Raw genomic sequence first — 14,287 nt, 5'->3', positions numbered from 1 at the left:
TCGGCGTCGTGGTCGCGTCGACGGCTCGCCCACGCCTCGGCCGCGGCCAGGTCCCGCCCGCGGGTCTCCAGCTCACGCGCCGTCACCCGGGCCCGCTGCTCCGCGGCGCGGGCCGTGGCGAGGTCGGCCCGCGCGTCCTCGTGGGCGCGACCTGCGCGCTCGGCGGCGAGGCCGAGCAGCCGGTCGTCCGTGTCCGGTGACGGCTCCGGCGCATGCCAGTCCGGGCCGAGCGCCTCGTGGAGCGCCTCGGCCAGCTGTGCCCGCGCGGTCCGGGCCACGTCCGCGTCCACGGCCACCGCGGTGTCCAGCCGGGCCGTCTCGACGCGCAGGTGCTCCTCGACGCCGTCGAAGCGCTGCGTGCCGAAGAGCCGCCGCAGCAGGACGCGGCGCTCATCCGACTTCGCGGTGAGGAACTGGGCGAACTGTCCCTGAGGCAGCAGGACCACCTGCATGAACTGCTCGGCGTCCAGGTGCAGGACGGCCGCGATCTGCTGGCCGACCTCGTCCGCCCGGGTGAGCGGCGCCGTCCATTCCCCGTCCACGCGTTCCCGCAGGGAGACCGTGGCCTGCGTGGTGACGGTGGCGCCGCCCGCCGCGCTGCGTCTCCGGCGGGGCCGCTCGTGCTTGGGCGAGCGGACCACCTCGAAGCGCCGGCCCTGCACGGTGAACTCGACCTGCACCTCGGGGATCACCGCGCCGGGCTCGCGCAGCGTGGTCACGAGCGACTCGGCCGACCGTCCGCCCGGCACGGTCCCGTAGAGGGCGAAGCACAGCGCGGCCAGCACCGTGGACTTGCCCGCGCCGGTGGGCCCGTCCAGCAGGAACAGGCCGCCCGCGTTGAGCCGGTCGAAGTCGACGTCCTGCGCCTGGGCGTAGGGCCCGAGCCCCTCCAGGCGCATCCGATGGATCCTCATGCGCGCACCTCCCCCGCGCGAGCGGCCTCGAGGGCGTCCCGCAGCAGGTCCTGCTCGGCCCCGCTGGCCGGCCGCTGCCGGACGTGGTCCACGAAACCGACCGCGAGCGCGTGGTCCGAGGGTGCCTGCCGCAGGACCTGGGCGTAGGTCCGCTCCCGGGCCCGCCTCCCGCCGGCCGGTTCGTGGCGGAAGACGAGCACGGAGGGGAACCGGGTCTTCAGGCGCTCCAGGGCCCGCTCGGGGCGTTCGTCGTCGGTGACGGTGACCTGCACCCAGCACTGCTCCGCCCACGCGAACTCCGGGGACTCCAGCAGGTCCTCGATCGGCCCGGACAGCACCGCCAGGCGCCGTCCGGCGTCCCAGTCCACGGCCTCGACGTCGGTGACGGCCCCGCCCGTGACGTGGACGAGCCAGCCGCCCTTGCGGTGGCCCGCCTCGGAGAAGGAGTACGGCAGCGGTGAGCCGGAGTACCGCACGTGCTCTGCCAGCCGCTGGCGGCCGTGCAGGTGGCCCAGGGCCGCGTAGTCGAGCCCGTCGAACACGGAGACCGGCACCTGCCCCAGCGTGCCCACCAGCATCTCGGGCGGGGCGTCCGGCTCGACGTGCTCGCCCTCGCCGATGTCCCGTTCGGACTCGGAGCCGTGGCCCCCGGCCGCGAACAGGTGGGCCAGCACGACGGCGGCCACCGGCTCCGGCGTCTCGGCGCGGCGGGCGGCCAGATCGGCGTGGACGCGGCGGACCGCCTCCGTCAGCACGGCCGTGTGGTGGGGCTCCACGCCCCAGGCCGGTCCCTGGTGGCGCGGTTCGAGGTAGGGGATGCCGTAGACGGCCACGGTCTGGCCCGCGCCGCCGTCGACCCCGGGCTCGGTGAGCAGCACGGGGCGGTCCAGCTCCGCCGCGTCCGCGCGCACGTGCACGCCCGCGGCCGCCAGGAGTCCGCCGCCGAAGCCGAGGCGCACCGCCGAGTCGTGGTTGCCGCTCGTGAGCACCACCTGGGCGCCGGCCGCGTGCAGCCGGGTGAGCGTCCGGTCCAGCAGCCGGACGGCGTCCGCCGGCGGCAGCGCGCGGTCGTACACGTCCCCGGCCAGCAGGACGGCGTCCACGCCGCGCTCCGTCACGGTCGCGACGAGGGCGTCCAGGACCTCCTCCTGGGCCTCGAGCAGCCCGGTGCCGTGGAACGACCGGCCCAGATGCCAGTCCGAGGTGTGCAGCAGGATCATGCGGCCCACTCTAGGGAGGGTGTGGACGGGATAAGCACGACGCGGTGCAGCTCGTACGATGGCGGCATGTCCGCCACCGCGCCCGAGCCCACCGCCTCCTCGTCCACGCCCCTGCCCGGCCCCGAGCACGCCGACCGGGTCCTGGCCCTCCTCGCGGCCGGTGCCGCCGGGGACGCGCTGGGCGGCGTCGTCGAGTTCACCCCCGCGTCGGGGATCGCGGCGGTGCACGGCCCCGCCGGCGTCACCGACGCCGCGGACCTGCTCGCCCAGGAGGGCGCCCACGCCCTGCCGATCACCGACGACACGCAGCTGACGCTGTACGTGCTCGACGGCCTGCTCGAGTGGATCGAGTGGCAGAACGACGGCGTCCCGGCCGATCCTGCGGCGTGCGTGTGGCTCGCGTGCCTGCGCTGGTTCGCCACGCAGGACGGCGCGCTGCCCGAGGGCGCTCCCCCGGCCCCGCCCCGCTGGATCGACGCGCACGCGGAGCTGAAGGTGCGCCGCGCGCCGGGCACCGCGTGCCTGACCGGGCTCGCCGAACCGGGGATGGGCCTGCCGGGCGACCCGCACAACCCGGGTTCGAAGGGCTGCGGGACGGTCATGCGCTCGGCCCCGTACGGGATGGTGCCGGGGCTCGAGGACCCGCACGTCGTGTCCCTCGCCCGCCAGGGGGCCGTCCTCACGCACGGCCACCCCACCGCGTGGGTCGCGGCGGGCGCGTACGCCCTCGTCATCGCGGCCCTGCTGCGCGGCCTGGACCTGGCCGCCGCGGTCGCGCACGCCCGCGCGTGGCTCGACGGCCTGGGCGAGGAGGCCGCGGAGACCCGCGCCGCCGTGACCGCGGCGGTCGACCTGGCCGGCACCGTCGACGCCGACCCCGGCGCCCCCGGCGCCCTCCCCACCGCGCTCGGCGAGGGCTGGGTCGCGGAGGAGGCCCTGGCGATCGCGCTGTATGCCGCGCTCACCGCGCAGGCGGTGCACCCGGCCGATCCGGCGGCGGCGCTCGCCCTGGCGCTGCGGATCGGCGTGAACCACGACGGCGACTCCGACTCCACGGCCTCGCTGGCCGGGCAGGTGCTCGGCGTGGCGCACGGCACCGCCGTGTTCGGTGCGCACGACCCCGCGGACCGCGCCGCGGCCGAGGCCTCCGTCCCGGGGTGGGTCGCCGAGCGCGAGGTCGTCCTGGAGGCCGCCCGGCGCTGGAGCGCCGCGACCACCTGAGTGGTTCAGCGCGCGGCGTCCGGCCAGTTCCCGTCGAGCATCTGCAGGAACTCCCCCTCGGAGACCAGGGCGATGGCCTGCCCACGGTCCCGCCGGCGCAGGGCGTCCCGCGTCTTGCGGTGCGCCAGCGCCGTGGTCACGGCCTGCGGTGCCCCGTCCTCGGCGCGCGGGCGGTGCAGGTCCGCGGCCTCGAAGCCGTCCCCCACGACGAGCATCGTGGTGGCCGCGCCCACCCGGTTCGCGGTCTGCGCGCCGTGCGCGGCCGCGCGCGTCTTGGCACTCTGACGCGACATGCCGATGCCGCCCGTGAACACCACGGTCTGGCCGAACAGGGGGTGGCCCGGGTCGGCGGCCGGGTTCGGGAGCGGATTGACGCCCTCGTCCGGCCAGCGCATGAAGTCGGGCATGGCGCGTTCGTCCCGCAGCGGGACCCGCGCGTCGAAGACGCCCTCGGTACGCCGGGCCTGGCGGGTGGCCTTCGACTCGGCGCCCGATCCCGCCGCCCGGGGGGCGAGGACGCTGACGCTCAGCCCCTGGGCCCGCATCAGGCGGTCGACGCCGCGGCCGGCCGGCGCGTCGGTCAGCCCGGGCAGAATCTCCGCGTCGGCCGGCGGCGCCCCCAGCACGCGCCGGCCGATGTCCACGAGGATGGCCGCGCAGGCCTCGGCGTCGGCCAGTGCGTCGTGGTGGCGCCCCGGGGTGAACCCGGCCTCGCGCGCCGCGGAGGGCAGGGCGTACGAGGGCAGGTCGTAGACGCGGCGCGCCAGCACCAGGGTGCACACGAACTCCAGGCCCGGCACGTCCCGGCCGGAGACCTCGAGGCCGGACTCGATGACGCCGACGTCGAAGCCCGCGTTGTGCGCCGCGAGCACGTCCGTCCCCACGAAGTCCGCGAGCTCGTCGTACACCTGCGCGAACCGGGGGGCGTCCAGGACGCGGTCCTCGGTGATGCCGTGGATGCGCACGTTGCGGGGATCGAACCGGTCGAAGCCGACGGGCGGACGGATCAGCCACTCGGCACGGTCCACCATGACCCCGTCCCGCACCCGGACGGCGCCCACGGCGCACGGGGAGCCGCGGAAGCCGTTGGCGGTCTCGAAGTCGATCGCGGTGAAGTCCAGCCCCGGCACGGGGACGCGCCCGCCGCTCACGGGCGCGCGTCGAGCGCGTCCACCAGGTAGGGCAGCAGGGCGCGGAAGGCGTGCCCCCGGTGGCTGATCGCGTTCTTGTCCTCGGGGCTCAGCTGCGCGGTGGACACGTCCCGGCCCTCGGGCCGCAGGATCGGGTCGTAGCCGAAGCCGCCGTCCCCCACGGGCTCGCGCAGCAGCGTGCCGGGCAGGCGGCCGTGCTCGACGTGCTCGACGTGGATGGCCCGGGCGCCCGCGGCGTCCGGGCCGCTGGGGACCGCGAGCGCGGCGGCGCACACGAACTGGGCACCCCGATGCTCGTCCGGCACGTCGGCCAGCTGGGCCAGCAGCAGCTCGAGGTTGGCACGGTCGTCCCCGTGGCGCCCGGCCCAGCGGGCCGAGAAGATCCCGGGGGCGCCGTGCAGCACGTCCACGGCCAGACCGGAGTCGTCCGCGACGGCGATCAGCCCGGTGTGCGCGGCCACGGCGCGGGCCTTCTTCAGCGCGTTCTGGGCGAACGTGACGCCGTCCTCGACGACGTCCGGGGCGCCCACGGCGCCCGCGTCCACCACCGCGGCCTCCACGTCGAGGCCGGGCACGGCGCCGGCGAGCAGCTGCCGCAGCTCGCGCACCTTGCCCGCGTTGTGCGTGGCGAGCACGATGCGGGCGCCCTCCGGCAGGCCCGCCGACGAGGAGGCGGGCGCGCTCACGCCCGGTCCTCCGTGGCGGCGGCCAGGGTCTCGGCCTGGATGCGGGCCAGCTCACCCGTGCCGATCAGGGCCAGGTCCAGCAGGGTGTCCAGCTCGGCGCGGGTGAACGGCGCGCCCTCGGCGGTGCCCTGCACCTCCACGAACTCCCCGGCCCCGGTGACGACCACGTTCATGTCCGTCTCCGCCTTCACGTCCTCCACGTACGGCAGGTCGAGGACGGGCACCCCGTCCACGATGCCCACGGACACCGCGGCGACGGAGTCCTTGAGGACGGCAGCGCCCTTGGCGAGGATCCCCTCGCGCCGCGCCCAGGCCACCGCCTCGGCGAGGGCGACGTAGGCGCCCGTGATGGCGGCGGTGCGGGTGCCGCCGTCGGCGTCGAGGACGTCGCAGTCCAGGACGATGGTGTTCTCCCCCAGGGCGGACAGGTCGATGACGGCGCGCAGGGACCGGCCGATCAGGCGGGAGATCTCGTGGGTGCGCCCGCCGATCCGGCCCTTGACGGACTCGCGCTGGCTGCGCTCGTTGGTGGCCCGCGGGAGCATCGCGTACTCGGCGGTGACCCAGCCGGTCCCCTCGCCCTTGAGCCAGCGCGGCACGCCCTCGGTGAAGGAGGCGGTGCACAGCACGCGGGTGTTCCCGAACTCGATCAGGGCCGAGCCCTCCGCCTGCCGGGACCAGCCCCGGGTGATGGTGATGGGGCGCAGCTCGTCGACGGCGCGGCCGTCCGGGCGGGGGGCGGTGGGGGCGGGAGAGCTCATGGCCTCCAGTCTAGGCACGCCCTCAGACGCCGTAGCTCAGCCCCGAGACGGCGACGGCCAGCGGGCCGTCGTACACCTCGCGGGCCTCCTGGACGGCGCGCTGCGGATCGTTCCACACCGGCAGGTGTGTGAGCAGCAGCTTCCGGGCCCCGGCCTGCGCCGCCGTCTCGCCGGCCCGTCGGCCGGTCAGGTGGACGCCGTCGATGCCGTCGTCCCGGCCCTCGTGGAAGGCGGCCTCGCACAGGAACACGTCCGCGTCCCGCGCGGCCTCGACGAGCCCCTCACACGCGTCGGTGTCCCCGGAGTAGGTGAGCACGCGGGTGGTGACGTCGCCGTCGTCGTCGACGCGGTCCACCTCGACCCGGATCGCGTAGGCCTCGTCGATGGGATGGCGCACGGGGACCGGGGTGAACCGGAACGGACCGAGCCGCTCGGGGCGGCCGGCGGCCCAGCACCGGAACTCGAAGTCCTGGTGCATCCCCGGCTCGGGGTCCATCCCGTACGCCTCGGCGATGCGGTCGGCGGTGCCGGCGGGTCCGTAGACGGGCAGCCGGCCGCGTCCCCAGCCGGCCGGGTTCCAGCGGATGGCCACGTGCATCCCGCACAGGTCCATGAAGTGGTCCGGGTGCAGGTGGGAGAGCAGGATGCCGTCCAGGTCCTCGAGCTCGACGTAGCGCTGCAGCACGCCGAGGGCGCCGTTGCCGAGGTCGAGCAGGATCCGCCACGTGCGCGGGGTGACGCCGTCCTCGGCCACGCCCTCGGCGGTGAGGAGGTAGCACGAGGCGGGCGAGCCCGGGCCGGGGAAGGACCCGGAGGCCCCGATGATGGTCAGCTTCACGTCACACCCTCCTGCTCGGGGCCCGGCCGGACGGAGGCCGCCGAGCGCGTCGGGACCGGCGCGGCCGCGGGGCGGGGCGCGCCGATCGTCTCCAGGCGTCGCACGGACTCGACCTCGGGTCCGAGGAAGCGGCGCGCGAGGGCCTGGAAGTGGTCGGGGTCGCCGGTGGCGGCGAAGCGGTGGCGGGTGGCCTGGCCGGAGCCCGCGGCCGAGTGGGGGTGCTCGAGGCCGAGGCGGACCAGCTCCCGGTAGAGGTCCTTGGCGGTCTCCTCCGCGGAGGAGACGAGCGTGACGTCCTCCCCCATCACGAGGGAGAGCGCGCCGGTCAGCAGCGGGTAGTGGGTGCATCCCAGCACGAGGGTGTCCACGCCCGCCGCACGCAGCGGGGCCGTGTACTCCCGGGCGGTCTCCAGCAGTTCGGGGCCGGTGGTGATGCCGGCCTCCACGAACTCCACGAACCGCGGGCACGCGACCGAGGTGATCTCGAGGTGCGGGGCGGCCGAGAACGAGTCCTCGTAGGCGCGGGACCCGACGGTCGCCTCGGTGCCGATCACACCGATCCGGCCCGTGCGGGTGGCTGCCACGGCGCGGCGCACGGCGGGCTGGATCACCTCGATCACGGGGATGCCGTGGCCTCCCGTGTAGCGCTCGCGGGCGTCGCGCAGCACGGCGGCCGACGCGGAGTTGCACGCGATCACGAGCGCCTTGACGCCGCGCGCGACGAGCTCGTCCATGATCGCCAGGGCGAGGGCCCGTACCTCGGCGATGGGCCGCGGGCCGTACGGCGAGTGCTCCGTGTCGCCCACGTAGAGGATGGACTCGTGGGGCAGCTGGTCCATGATCGCCCGGGCCACGGTCAGCCCGCCCACGCCCGAGTCGAACACGCCGATCGGCGCGGCGGCGTCCACGGCGGCGCGCTGGCCGCTCACTGCTCGCCCTCCGCGTCCCCGGCGCCCGGCGCGGACTCGTCCGCGCCCTCGGGCAGCTCGCTGAGCATCTCCGTCATGAGCGTCTCCAGCAGCCACGAGGTGAAGTTGTAGAGCAGGGCCATGGTGGACTCGACGTCCTCCGCGCTGCGCCAGTCGTCCACGGCGTGCACGCGGGCGGCGTCCTCCTCGGTCTCGACGCCCAGGCGGGCCGCGAGGACGAGGCGCACGTCGTTGAGCGCGCGGCCGAAGGCCGGCGCCTGGTCGTGCGGGACCTCCACGCGCGTCGAGCGCAGCAGCTCGAGTGCCAGGCGCGCGTCCGCGAGCTTCCCCTCCGACAGGGCGTCCTCGGTCAGGGCCCGGTGGGCGCCCTGTTCGGCGGCGCCGGCCTGGGGCATCGCATCCGGCAGGAGGCGTGCGACGGCCGGGTCGGTGGGGGCCGAACGCTGCGGCTCCGGGTCCTGGCTCAGGTGCAGCCCGGAGACCAGCCCCCAGAACGCGGCGTCGGACGCGTCCAGCCCGGCCACGGGGCCCGCGTCCTGCGCGGCGGACACGGACGGCGGCGCCGCCGGGGGATCTTCGGGCGTGTCGACGCCGTCCTCGGCGGCCGGGGCCTCGGCGGGGTCCGCCTCGGCGGGGCGCACGTCCGCGCGTCGGCCCTCGAGCAGGGCGACGACGTCCCTGACCAGCCCGCGCAGCAGGCGCACCTCCGGCAGCTCCAGCTGCGCCGTGTACCCCCGCCGCGTCCAGCGGAACCGTTCTGCCATGCCCCTCCTCAGTCCTCCGCCTGCTCCAGCGTGGCCCACAGCCCGTAGCCGTGCATCGCGCCCACGTGCAGCTCGGCCTTCTCCTTGGTGCCCGTCGCCACCACGGACCGGCCCCGCTCGTGGACCTCGAGCATGAGCCGCTGCGCCTTGGCCGCGGAGTAGCCGAAGTGGGTGCGGAACACGTAGGCCACGTAGCTCATCAGGTTCACCGGGTCGTTCCACACCACCACGTTCCACGGCCGGTCCCGGGCTGTGTCCTCGTGAGGCCGCTCCAGCAGGGCGGTGTCGGTGGCGCCGGCGGGGACGGACTCACCCGGCGCCGGACGCACGGCGCGCGGCGCGGACGGATCGTGGCGGGTCAGCACGGACATGCGCCCCAGTGTACGAGGCGGGCGGGCCAGGACCGGCCCCGCCACGGTCCACTAGGGTGGGGGCGTGAGCCAGAACCCCGTGCCCAGCGCCCCGCGGACCGCCGACGACTGGCAGATCCCCACGGCGCTGATGACCGACCACTACGAGCTGACCATGCTCCAGGCCGCGCTGAAGGCCGGCACCGCGCACCGCCGCTCCCGCTTCGAGCTGTTCACCCGACGCCTGCCCAGCGGCCGCCGCTACGGCGTGGTGGCCGGCGTGGGCCGCGCGCTGGAGGGCCTGTCCCGCTTCCGGTTCGACACGCCCGAGCTCGACTTCCTCGCGGACACCACCGCCCTCGACGACGCCACGCTGGCCTGGCTGGCCGACTACGAGTTCACGGGTGACATCGTGGGCTACGCCGAGGGCGAGGCCTACTTCCCGCACTCCCCCCTCCTGCAGGTGGAGTCGACGTTCGCCGAGGCGTGCATCCTGGAGACCTACCTGCTCTCCATCTACAACTACGACTCCGCCGTGGCCTCCGCAGCCTCCCGCATGACGGCCGTCGCGGACGGCCGCCCGTGCGCCGAGATGGGCTCGCGCCGCACGCACGAGGAGTCTGCCGTGGCCGCCGCCCGCGCCGCGGCCATCGCGGGCTTCACCGCCACCTCGAACCTCGAGGCGGGCCGCCGGTACGGCATCCCGACCGTCGGCACCGCCGCCCACTCCTTCACCCTGCTGCACGACTCGGAGCGCGCCGCCTTCGAGGCCCAGGTCGCCGCGCTCGGGGCGGACACCACCCTCCTCGTGGACACGTATGACGTGGAGCAGGGCGTGCGCACCGCGGTCGAGGTTGCCGGCCCGGCCCTGCGGAACGTCCGGGTCGACTCCGGCGACCTCGTGATCCAGGCTCACCGCGTGCGCGAGCTGCTCGACGAGCTGGGCAACACCGAGACCGGGATCATGGTCACCTCGGACCTGGACGAGTACGCGATCGCCGCCCTGCGCTCCGCCCCCGTCAGCTCGTACGGCGTGGGCACGCGCCTGGTCACCGGGTCCGGCGCGCCCACCGCCTCCATGGTCTACAAGCTCGTGGCCCGCCAGGACGACGACGGCACGTGGGTGGACGTGGCCAAGGCCAGTTCCGGCAAGGCCAGCCGGGGCGGCCGCAAGGAGGCCGCGCGCCGCCGCGACCCGCGGGGCCGGGCCACCGCCGAGGTGATCGGCGTCAACCGCGGCGCCGCGCCCGACGCCGACGACCGTCCCCTGCTGCACCGTTTCGTGCACGCCGGCGAGCTGGCCGAGGGCTGGACCGGCCCCGAGGCCGTCACCCGCGCCGCCGAGCGGCACGCCGCCTCCCTGCGCGAGCTGCCCGCCTCGGTGGGCCGCCTGCAGCCGGGCGACCCCGCCATCCCGACCATCTTCCTGGAGGACTGACCCATGGAGAACCTGAACCGCGCCCTGGTGATCGTGGACGTGCAGAACGACTTCTGCGAGGGCGGCGCCCTCGGCGTGACCGGCGGCGCCGCCGTCGCGGCCGGGGTCAGCGAGCACCTGGCCGAGCACGCGGACGCCTACGCGTCCGTGGCCGCCACGCGCGACTGGCACGTCGACCCGGGCACGCACTTCGCCGCGGCCACCGGCGCCGAGCCGGATTTCCGCACCACCTGGCCGGTGCACTGCGTGGCCGGCACCGCCGGCGCCGAGCTGCATCCCGACCTGGACGCCGAGCACCTCGACGCCGAGTTCCTCAAGGGCCTGCACACGGACGCCTACTCCGGCTTCGACGGCGCCCTCGGCGAGCCCGACGCCGTCCCGACCGGGGCCGCGGGCGAGCGCCCCTCCGGGACCGTCGGCCCGTACGGGGCCACCGCCGTGGCCGCGGCCGCCGTCGAGTCCGGCGCCCCCGGCCTCGACGAGTGGCTCCGTGAGCAGGGCGTGGACGCGATCACCGTGGTGGGCATCGCCACGGACCACTGCGTGCGCGCCACCGTGCTCGACGCCCTCGACGCCGGCTACGAGGTCACCGTGCTGACCGACCTGGTGGCCGGCGTCGACGAGGCGGCCGCCCAGGCCGCGCTCCACGAGATGGAGGCCGCCGGGGCCATCCTGGCGACCTCGTGAGCGGGTTCGGCCCCGAGCGGCACCGGCGTCGCCTCTGAGGCGCCGCACGCCGAGACAGTGACGAATGTCACTCGATGCGGCATGATGGAGGCACGCGGCCCCGGCGGGCGTGCCGGAGCCGGTGCCCGACGTCGACGAGGAGAGCAGCCATGACCGACTCCCCCATCGCCGCAGACCGGGACGGCATCCGCTACCTCTCCGGGGCGATCCCGGCCGCCGACGACGTCCGCGCCCTCTACGACGCCGTGGGCTGGTCCGCCTCCACGGCGGACATGGACACGCTCATGGGCGGGCTGCAGGGCTCGGCCACCGTGGTGACCGCCTTCGACGGCGGCCGTCTGGTCGGCCTGGCCCGCGTGGTCTCCGACGGCCACACCATCGCCTACCTGCAGGACATCCTCGTGGATCCGGGGCACCAGCGCCGCGGCATCGCCTCCGAGCTGCTGCGCCGCGTTTTCGCCCGGTTCGGCCAGGTGCGTCAGCACGTGCTGCTCACGGACACCGAGGAGCGCCAGCGCGCCTTCTACGAGGCCCATGGATTCCGCGAGTCCCGTGACGTGGAGGGTGACGAGCTGCGCGCCTTCGTGCGCTTCCAGTCCCGGGACGGCTGAGCCCGGCGCTCAGGCCGACACGGCCTGCCGCTCCCCCCGGGCGGGGGCGGCGGCGAGATCGCCGAGCCGCTCGGCCTCGTGCGGGCCGGGCTTCATGGCGCGCAGCGCGTTGACGATGGCCACGACGTCCACGAGCTCCTGGAACAGCGCGCCGACCAGAGCCGGGATGGCGCCCGTGGCGGCGATGACCATCAGGACCAGGGAGAGCGCGATGCCGACCCAGATCGACTGCGTGGCCACCTGCAGGGTGCGCTGGCCGGCGGCCACGGCGACGGCGACCTTGGAGACGTCGTCGGCGAGCACCACCACGTCGGCGGACTCGGAGGCGGCGGTCGAGCCGCGGGCGCCCATGGCCACGCCCACGTCCGCGGCGGCGAGCACGGGGACGTCGTTGACGCCGTCGCCGACCATCATCACCGGGCGCTCCGGGCGCTCGGAGAGCAGGCGGACCTTGTCCGCGGGCAGCAGGTCCGCGTGGACCTCGTCGATGCCCGCCTCCCTGGCGATGTGCCGTCCGGTGGCCTCGGCGTCGCCGGTGAGCATGAGGACCTGTCGTGCGCCGAGGCGGTGGAGCGCCTGCACGGTGGCGGCGGACTCGGGGCGGATGCGGTCGGCCAGCAGCAGGACGCCGGCGAAGGCGCCGTCCACGGCCACGTAGACGGCGGACTGACCGGGGGCGAGGTCGGCGGTGACGGTGTCCGGGGCGGCCTGCGTGACGTAGGCGCGCTTGCCGACGACGACGCGCCGACCCTCGAGCACCGCCACGACCCCGTGGGTGGCCTCCTCCGTGGCATCCTGCGCGGTCGCCAGGGACAGCCCGCGCTCCTCGGCCGCCGCGCGGATGGCGTCGGCGAGCACGTGCACGGAGTACTGCTCGGCGGAGGCGGCCAGGCGCAGCAGCTCGTCCTGGGCGAAGCCGGCGGCCGGGCGCACGCCGACCAGCTCGGGGCGGCCGGCGGTGAGGGTGCCGGTCTTGTCGAAGCCCACGGTCTGCACGGAGCCGAGGGCCTCGATGGTCCCACCCGACTTCACGATCACCCCGGACGTGGCGGCGCGGGACATGCCGCCGAGGAAGGCCACCGGAGCGGCGATGAGCAGCGGACACGGCGTGGCCACCACGAGCACCTCGGCGAAGCGGACCGGGTCCTGGGACAGCCACCAGGCCAGGCCGGCGATCAGGTAGGCGACGGCGGTGAACGGCACGGCGTAGCGGTCGGCCAGGCGCACCATGGGGGCGCGGGACTCGGCCGCCTGCTGCACGAGGGAGACGATGGCCGCGTACTGCGAGTCGGCCGCGGAGGCGGTCGCCTCGAGCACGAAGGCGCGGGTGCCGTTGAGCGCGCCGGACATCACGGCCGAGCCGGTGCGGCGCGTAACGGGCAGGGACTCGCCGGTCAGGGAGGACTCGTCCAGGTCCACGGCGACCTCCCCGCCGTCCTCGGCGGAAGCCACGGTGCCGTCCACGGGAAGCACCTCGGCGGGACGCACCAGGAGCCGGTCGCCGGCACGCACCTCCTCCACCGGCACGTCCTCCACGGAGCCGTCCGGGCCCAGGCGATGCGCGCGCTGCGGGGCGCGGTCCAGCAGGGCGGACAGATCCCGCCGAGCGCGGCCGGCCGCGTAGTCCTCGAGGGCCTCCCCACCGGTGAGCATCAGGCAGACGAGCACGGCGGCGAGGTGCTCCCCCACCAGCACGGTGGCGACGATCGCGGTGACGGCGAGGATGTCCACACCCCAGTGCCCGCGCATCAGGTCCCTGACCATGCCCACCGAGGTCCACGCGGCCACCACCAGGGCATACGCCGAGGCGATCCAGCGCGCCGGATCCTCCGCCCCCGCCAGGTGCAGGCCGAGGGTGAGGGCGACGACGACCAGCGTCGCGAGCACCCACGGGTACCGCGCGGCGAAGCCGAGGACGGCGGGACGTGACGGGGACGGGGCGGACACGGGCATGGCGACTCCTGACATCGTGCCCCCATTCCAGCCCGTCCCCGTGCCGGGTGCCAGCCAGGGGAGGCGAACCTCAGACCGCCGCGTGCGGGCCTTCAGGCCAAGTCGGCGGAGCGCCTCGCTGACGGGATGGCATGTCACGCATCGCTTTCGGCAACATGCTCAACCATCTTTGCCCTCCTGAATGCAGAGTAAAATCCCCTCGCGCTATCTGCAAATGATTCATCCGAGTTCCATGAATAGATGAAATAGTCAATATCAAGGAAATCATAGACCTCAGCAATGTCGCACTCATGCGGAGTTAAGCCCACAGGCGCCAGCTGCTTAGCGCGGAACTCTATAGACGTTAGATCATCAATTGGCCGTGATGACGGCCATTGGCCGACACCAAAAGTCCCACCGCCGAAGAGTCGCCCCGCCACGCGCTCCGCCTGCCGGATCCACCGAGGCCGCTGCTGCGCTTCGGCAGCAGCAAGGGCCTTAATGAGGCAAGGGTCAATATTTTCACGCATACATATGGAATCGATTTGAGACCACGTCTTCTGTCCGATGTCCTTAATGGAGTAATCGATTTCCATTTGCACATCCGGACCGGACCGGGTGTTGAATCGCTGGAAAGATATCGCCAAAACGGAAGCGAACAGGGCTGTCCAGAGTGCAATAACAAGCTCCCTGACCGACGGAACCAGGACAGAGAAGTGCGGGTATACCAATACTGCGACACTGCAATAAATCGTTGTGACGACTACAGACGCCGAAAGATAGAC

The 14,287-nt window shown here is 74.6% G+C and carries 15 protein-coding genes; 4 read left to right on the top strand and 11 right to left on the bottom strand.

Annotated features, from left to right (window positions below; translation table 11 throughout):
• Positions 1-914 (bottom strand): AAA family ATPase (locus tag ACZ1IK_RS08330; protein ID WP_465098459.1); only part of this gene is annotated, 914 nt, incomplete at its 3' end.
• Positions 911-2,134 carry an exonuclease SbcCD subunit D gene (locus tag ACZ1IK_RS08325; protein WP_069941941.1) on the bottom strand — a complete coding sequence of 408 codons (1,224 nt, stop codon included), beginning with the start codon at positions 2,132-2,134 and terminating at the stop codon, positions 911-913. The genes ACZ1IK_RS08330 and ACZ1IK_RS08325, both read right to left, overlap by 4 nt.
• Before the next feature lie 66 nt (positions 2,135-2,200).
• On the opposite strand from ACZ1IK_RS08325, the gene ACZ1IK_RS08320 reads away from it, so the two are divergent.
• Positions 2,201-3,355, top strand: coding sequence for an ADP-ribosylglycohydrolase family protein (locus ACZ1IK_RS08320; RefSeq protein ID WP_134416605.1), 1,155 nt, complete (start codon positions 2,201-2,203; stop codon positions 3,353-3,355).
• A gap of 5 nt (positions 3,356-3,360) precedes the next feature.
• On the opposite strand, the gene ACZ1IK_RS08315 is transcribed toward ACZ1IK_RS08320, so the two are convergent.
• The 7 genes from ACZ1IK_RS08315 to clpS are packed head-to-tail and all read right to left on the bottom strand — an operon-like array spanning position 3,361 to position 8,855.
• Positions 3,361-4,506, bottom strand: a complete 1,146-nt coding sequence (locus tag ACZ1IK_RS08315; protein ID WP_069941943.1) for a 3'-5' exonuclease — start codon at positions 4,504-4,506, stop codon at positions 3,361-3,363.
• Positions 4,503-5,192, bottom strand: coding sequence for a non-canonical purine NTP pyrophosphatase (locus ACZ1IK_RS08310; protein WP_044659188.1), 690 nt, complete (start codon positions 5,190-5,192; stop codon positions 4,503-4,505). The genes ACZ1IK_RS08315 and ACZ1IK_RS08310 overlap by 4 nt, the downstream gene beginning before the upstream one ends.
• Positions 5,189-5,953 (bottom strand): ribonuclease PH, encoded by a 765-nt coding sequence (gene rph, locus ACZ1IK_RS08305; RefSeq protein ID WP_036382145.1) that lies wholly within the window; start codon positions 5,951-5,953, stop codon positions 5,189-5,191. The genes ACZ1IK_RS08310 and rph overlap by 4 nt, the downstream gene beginning before the upstream one ends.
• Positions 5,954-5,975: 22 nt before the next feature.
• Complete coding sequence (locus ACZ1IK_RS08300; RefSeq protein ID WP_119217400.1) at positions 5,976-6,791, bottom strand: MBL fold metallo-hydrolase; 816 nt, start codon at positions 6,789-6,791, stop codon at positions 5,976-5,978.
• Positions 6,788-7,720: a glutamate racemase gene (murI, locus tag ACZ1IK_RS08295; protein ID WP_041103213.1), complete on the bottom strand. Its 933-nt coding sequence runs from the start codon at positions 7,718-7,720 to the stop codon at positions 6,788-6,790. Before murI ends, ACZ1IK_RS08300 begins: the two co-directional genes overlap by 4 nt.
• Positions 7,717-8,484, bottom strand: a complete 768-nt coding sequence (locus ACZ1IK_RS08290; protein WP_044659192.1) for a DUF2017 family protein — start codon at positions 8,482-8,484, stop codon at positions 7,717-7,719. Before ACZ1IK_RS08290 ends, murI begins: the two co-directional genes overlap by 4 nt.
• Positions 8,485-8,492: 8 nt before the next feature.
• A complete protein-coding gene (gene clpS / locus ACZ1IK_RS08285; protein ID WP_002857236.1) occupies positions 8,493-8,855 on the bottom strand; it encodes an ATP-dependent Clp protease adapter ClpS in 363 nt (120 codons plus the stop codon).
• A 64-nt stretch (positions 8,856-8,919) separates the two neighbouring features.
• On the opposite strand from clpS, the gene ACZ1IK_RS08280 reads away from it, so the two are divergent.
• The 3 genes from ACZ1IK_RS08280 (at position 8,920) to ACZ1IK_RS08270 (ending at position 11,570) form a co-directional block, all read left to right on the top strand.
• Positions 8,920-10,272, top strand: coding sequence for a nicotinate phosphoribosyltransferase (locus ACZ1IK_RS08280; protein ID WP_036313014.1), 1,353 nt, complete (start codon positions 8,920-8,922; stop codon positions 10,270-10,272).
• Between the two features lie 3 nt (positions 10,273-10,275).
• Positions 10,276-10,959 (top strand): isochorismatase family protein, encoded by a 684-nt coding sequence (locus ACZ1IK_RS08275; RefSeq protein ID WP_036313018.1) that lies wholly within the window; start codon positions 10,276-10,278, stop codon positions 10,957-10,959.
• A gap of 149 nt (positions 10,960-11,108) precedes the next feature.
• Entirely contained in the window at positions 11,109-11,570 is a 462-nt protein-coding gene (locus ACZ1IK_RS08270) for a GNAT family N-acetyltransferase (protein ID WP_134416601.1), read from the top strand.
• A 9-nt stretch (positions 11,571-11,579) separates the two neighbouring features.
• Here the strand turns inward: ACZ1IK_RS08270 and ACZ1IK_RS08265 are convergent, their stop codons facing one another.
• The gene (locus ACZ1IK_RS08265; RefSeq protein WP_134416599.1) at positions 11,580-13,523 is read right to left on the bottom strand and encodes a heavy metal translocating P-type ATPase; all 1,944 of its coding nucleotides are present in this window, start codon (positions 13,521-13,523) and stop codon (positions 11,580-11,582) included.
• 134 nt (positions 13,524-13,657) lie between these two features.
• Positions 13,658-14,098, bottom strand: a complete 441-nt coding sequence (locus ACZ1IK_RS08260) for a hypothetical protein (protein WP_134416597.1) — start codon at positions 14,096-14,098, stop codon at positions 13,658-13,660.
• Positions 14,099-14,287: the final 189 nt, after the last annotated feature.

The organism is Micrococcus sp. CS26, from assembly GCF_055522295.1.
The sequence above is the reverse complement of the archived record's forward strand: the minus strand, read 5'-3'. Positions and strand labels throughout refer to the sequence as shown.

Excerpts from the sequence above, each read along its gene's own strand:
- ACZ1IK_RS08325 (WP_069941941.1), bottom strand. The coding sequence starts at position 2,134 with ATGATCCTGCTGCACACCTCGGACTGGCATCTGGGCCGGTCGTTCCAC.
- ACZ1IK_RS08320 (WP_134416605.1), top strand. The coding sequence starts at position 2,201 with ATGTCCGCCACCGCGCCCGAGCCCACCGCCTCCTCGTCCACGCCCCTG.
- rph (WP_036382145.1), bottom strand. The coding sequence starts at position 5,953 with ATGAGCTCTCCCGCCCCCACCGCCCCCCGCCCGGACGGCCGCGCCGTC.
- ACZ1IK_RS08290 (WP_044659192.1), bottom strand. The coding sequence starts at position 8,484 with ATGGCAGAACGGTTCCGCTGGACGCGGCGGGGGTACACGGCGCAGCTG.
- clpS (WP_002857236.1), bottom strand. The coding sequence starts at position 8,855 with ATGTCCGTGCTGACCCGCCACGATCCGTCCGCGCCGCGCGCCGTGCGT.
- ACZ1IK_RS08275 (WP_036313018.1), top strand. The coding sequence starts at position 10,276 with ATGGAGAACCTGAACCGCGCCCTGGTGATCGTGGACGTGCAGAACGAC.
- ACZ1IK_RS08270 (WP_134416601.1), top strand. The coding sequence starts at position 11,109 with ATGACCGACTCCCCCATCGCCGCAGACCGGGACGGCATCCGCTACCTC.
- ACZ1IK_RS08265 (WP_134416599.1), bottom strand. The coding sequence starts at position 13,523 with ATGCCCGTGTCCGCCCCGTCCCCGTCACGTCCCGCCGTCCTCGGCTTC.
- ACZ1IK_RS08260 (WP_134416597.1), bottom strand. The coding sequence starts at position 14,098 with ATGGAAATCGATTACTCCATTAAGGACATCGGACAGAAGACGTGGTCT.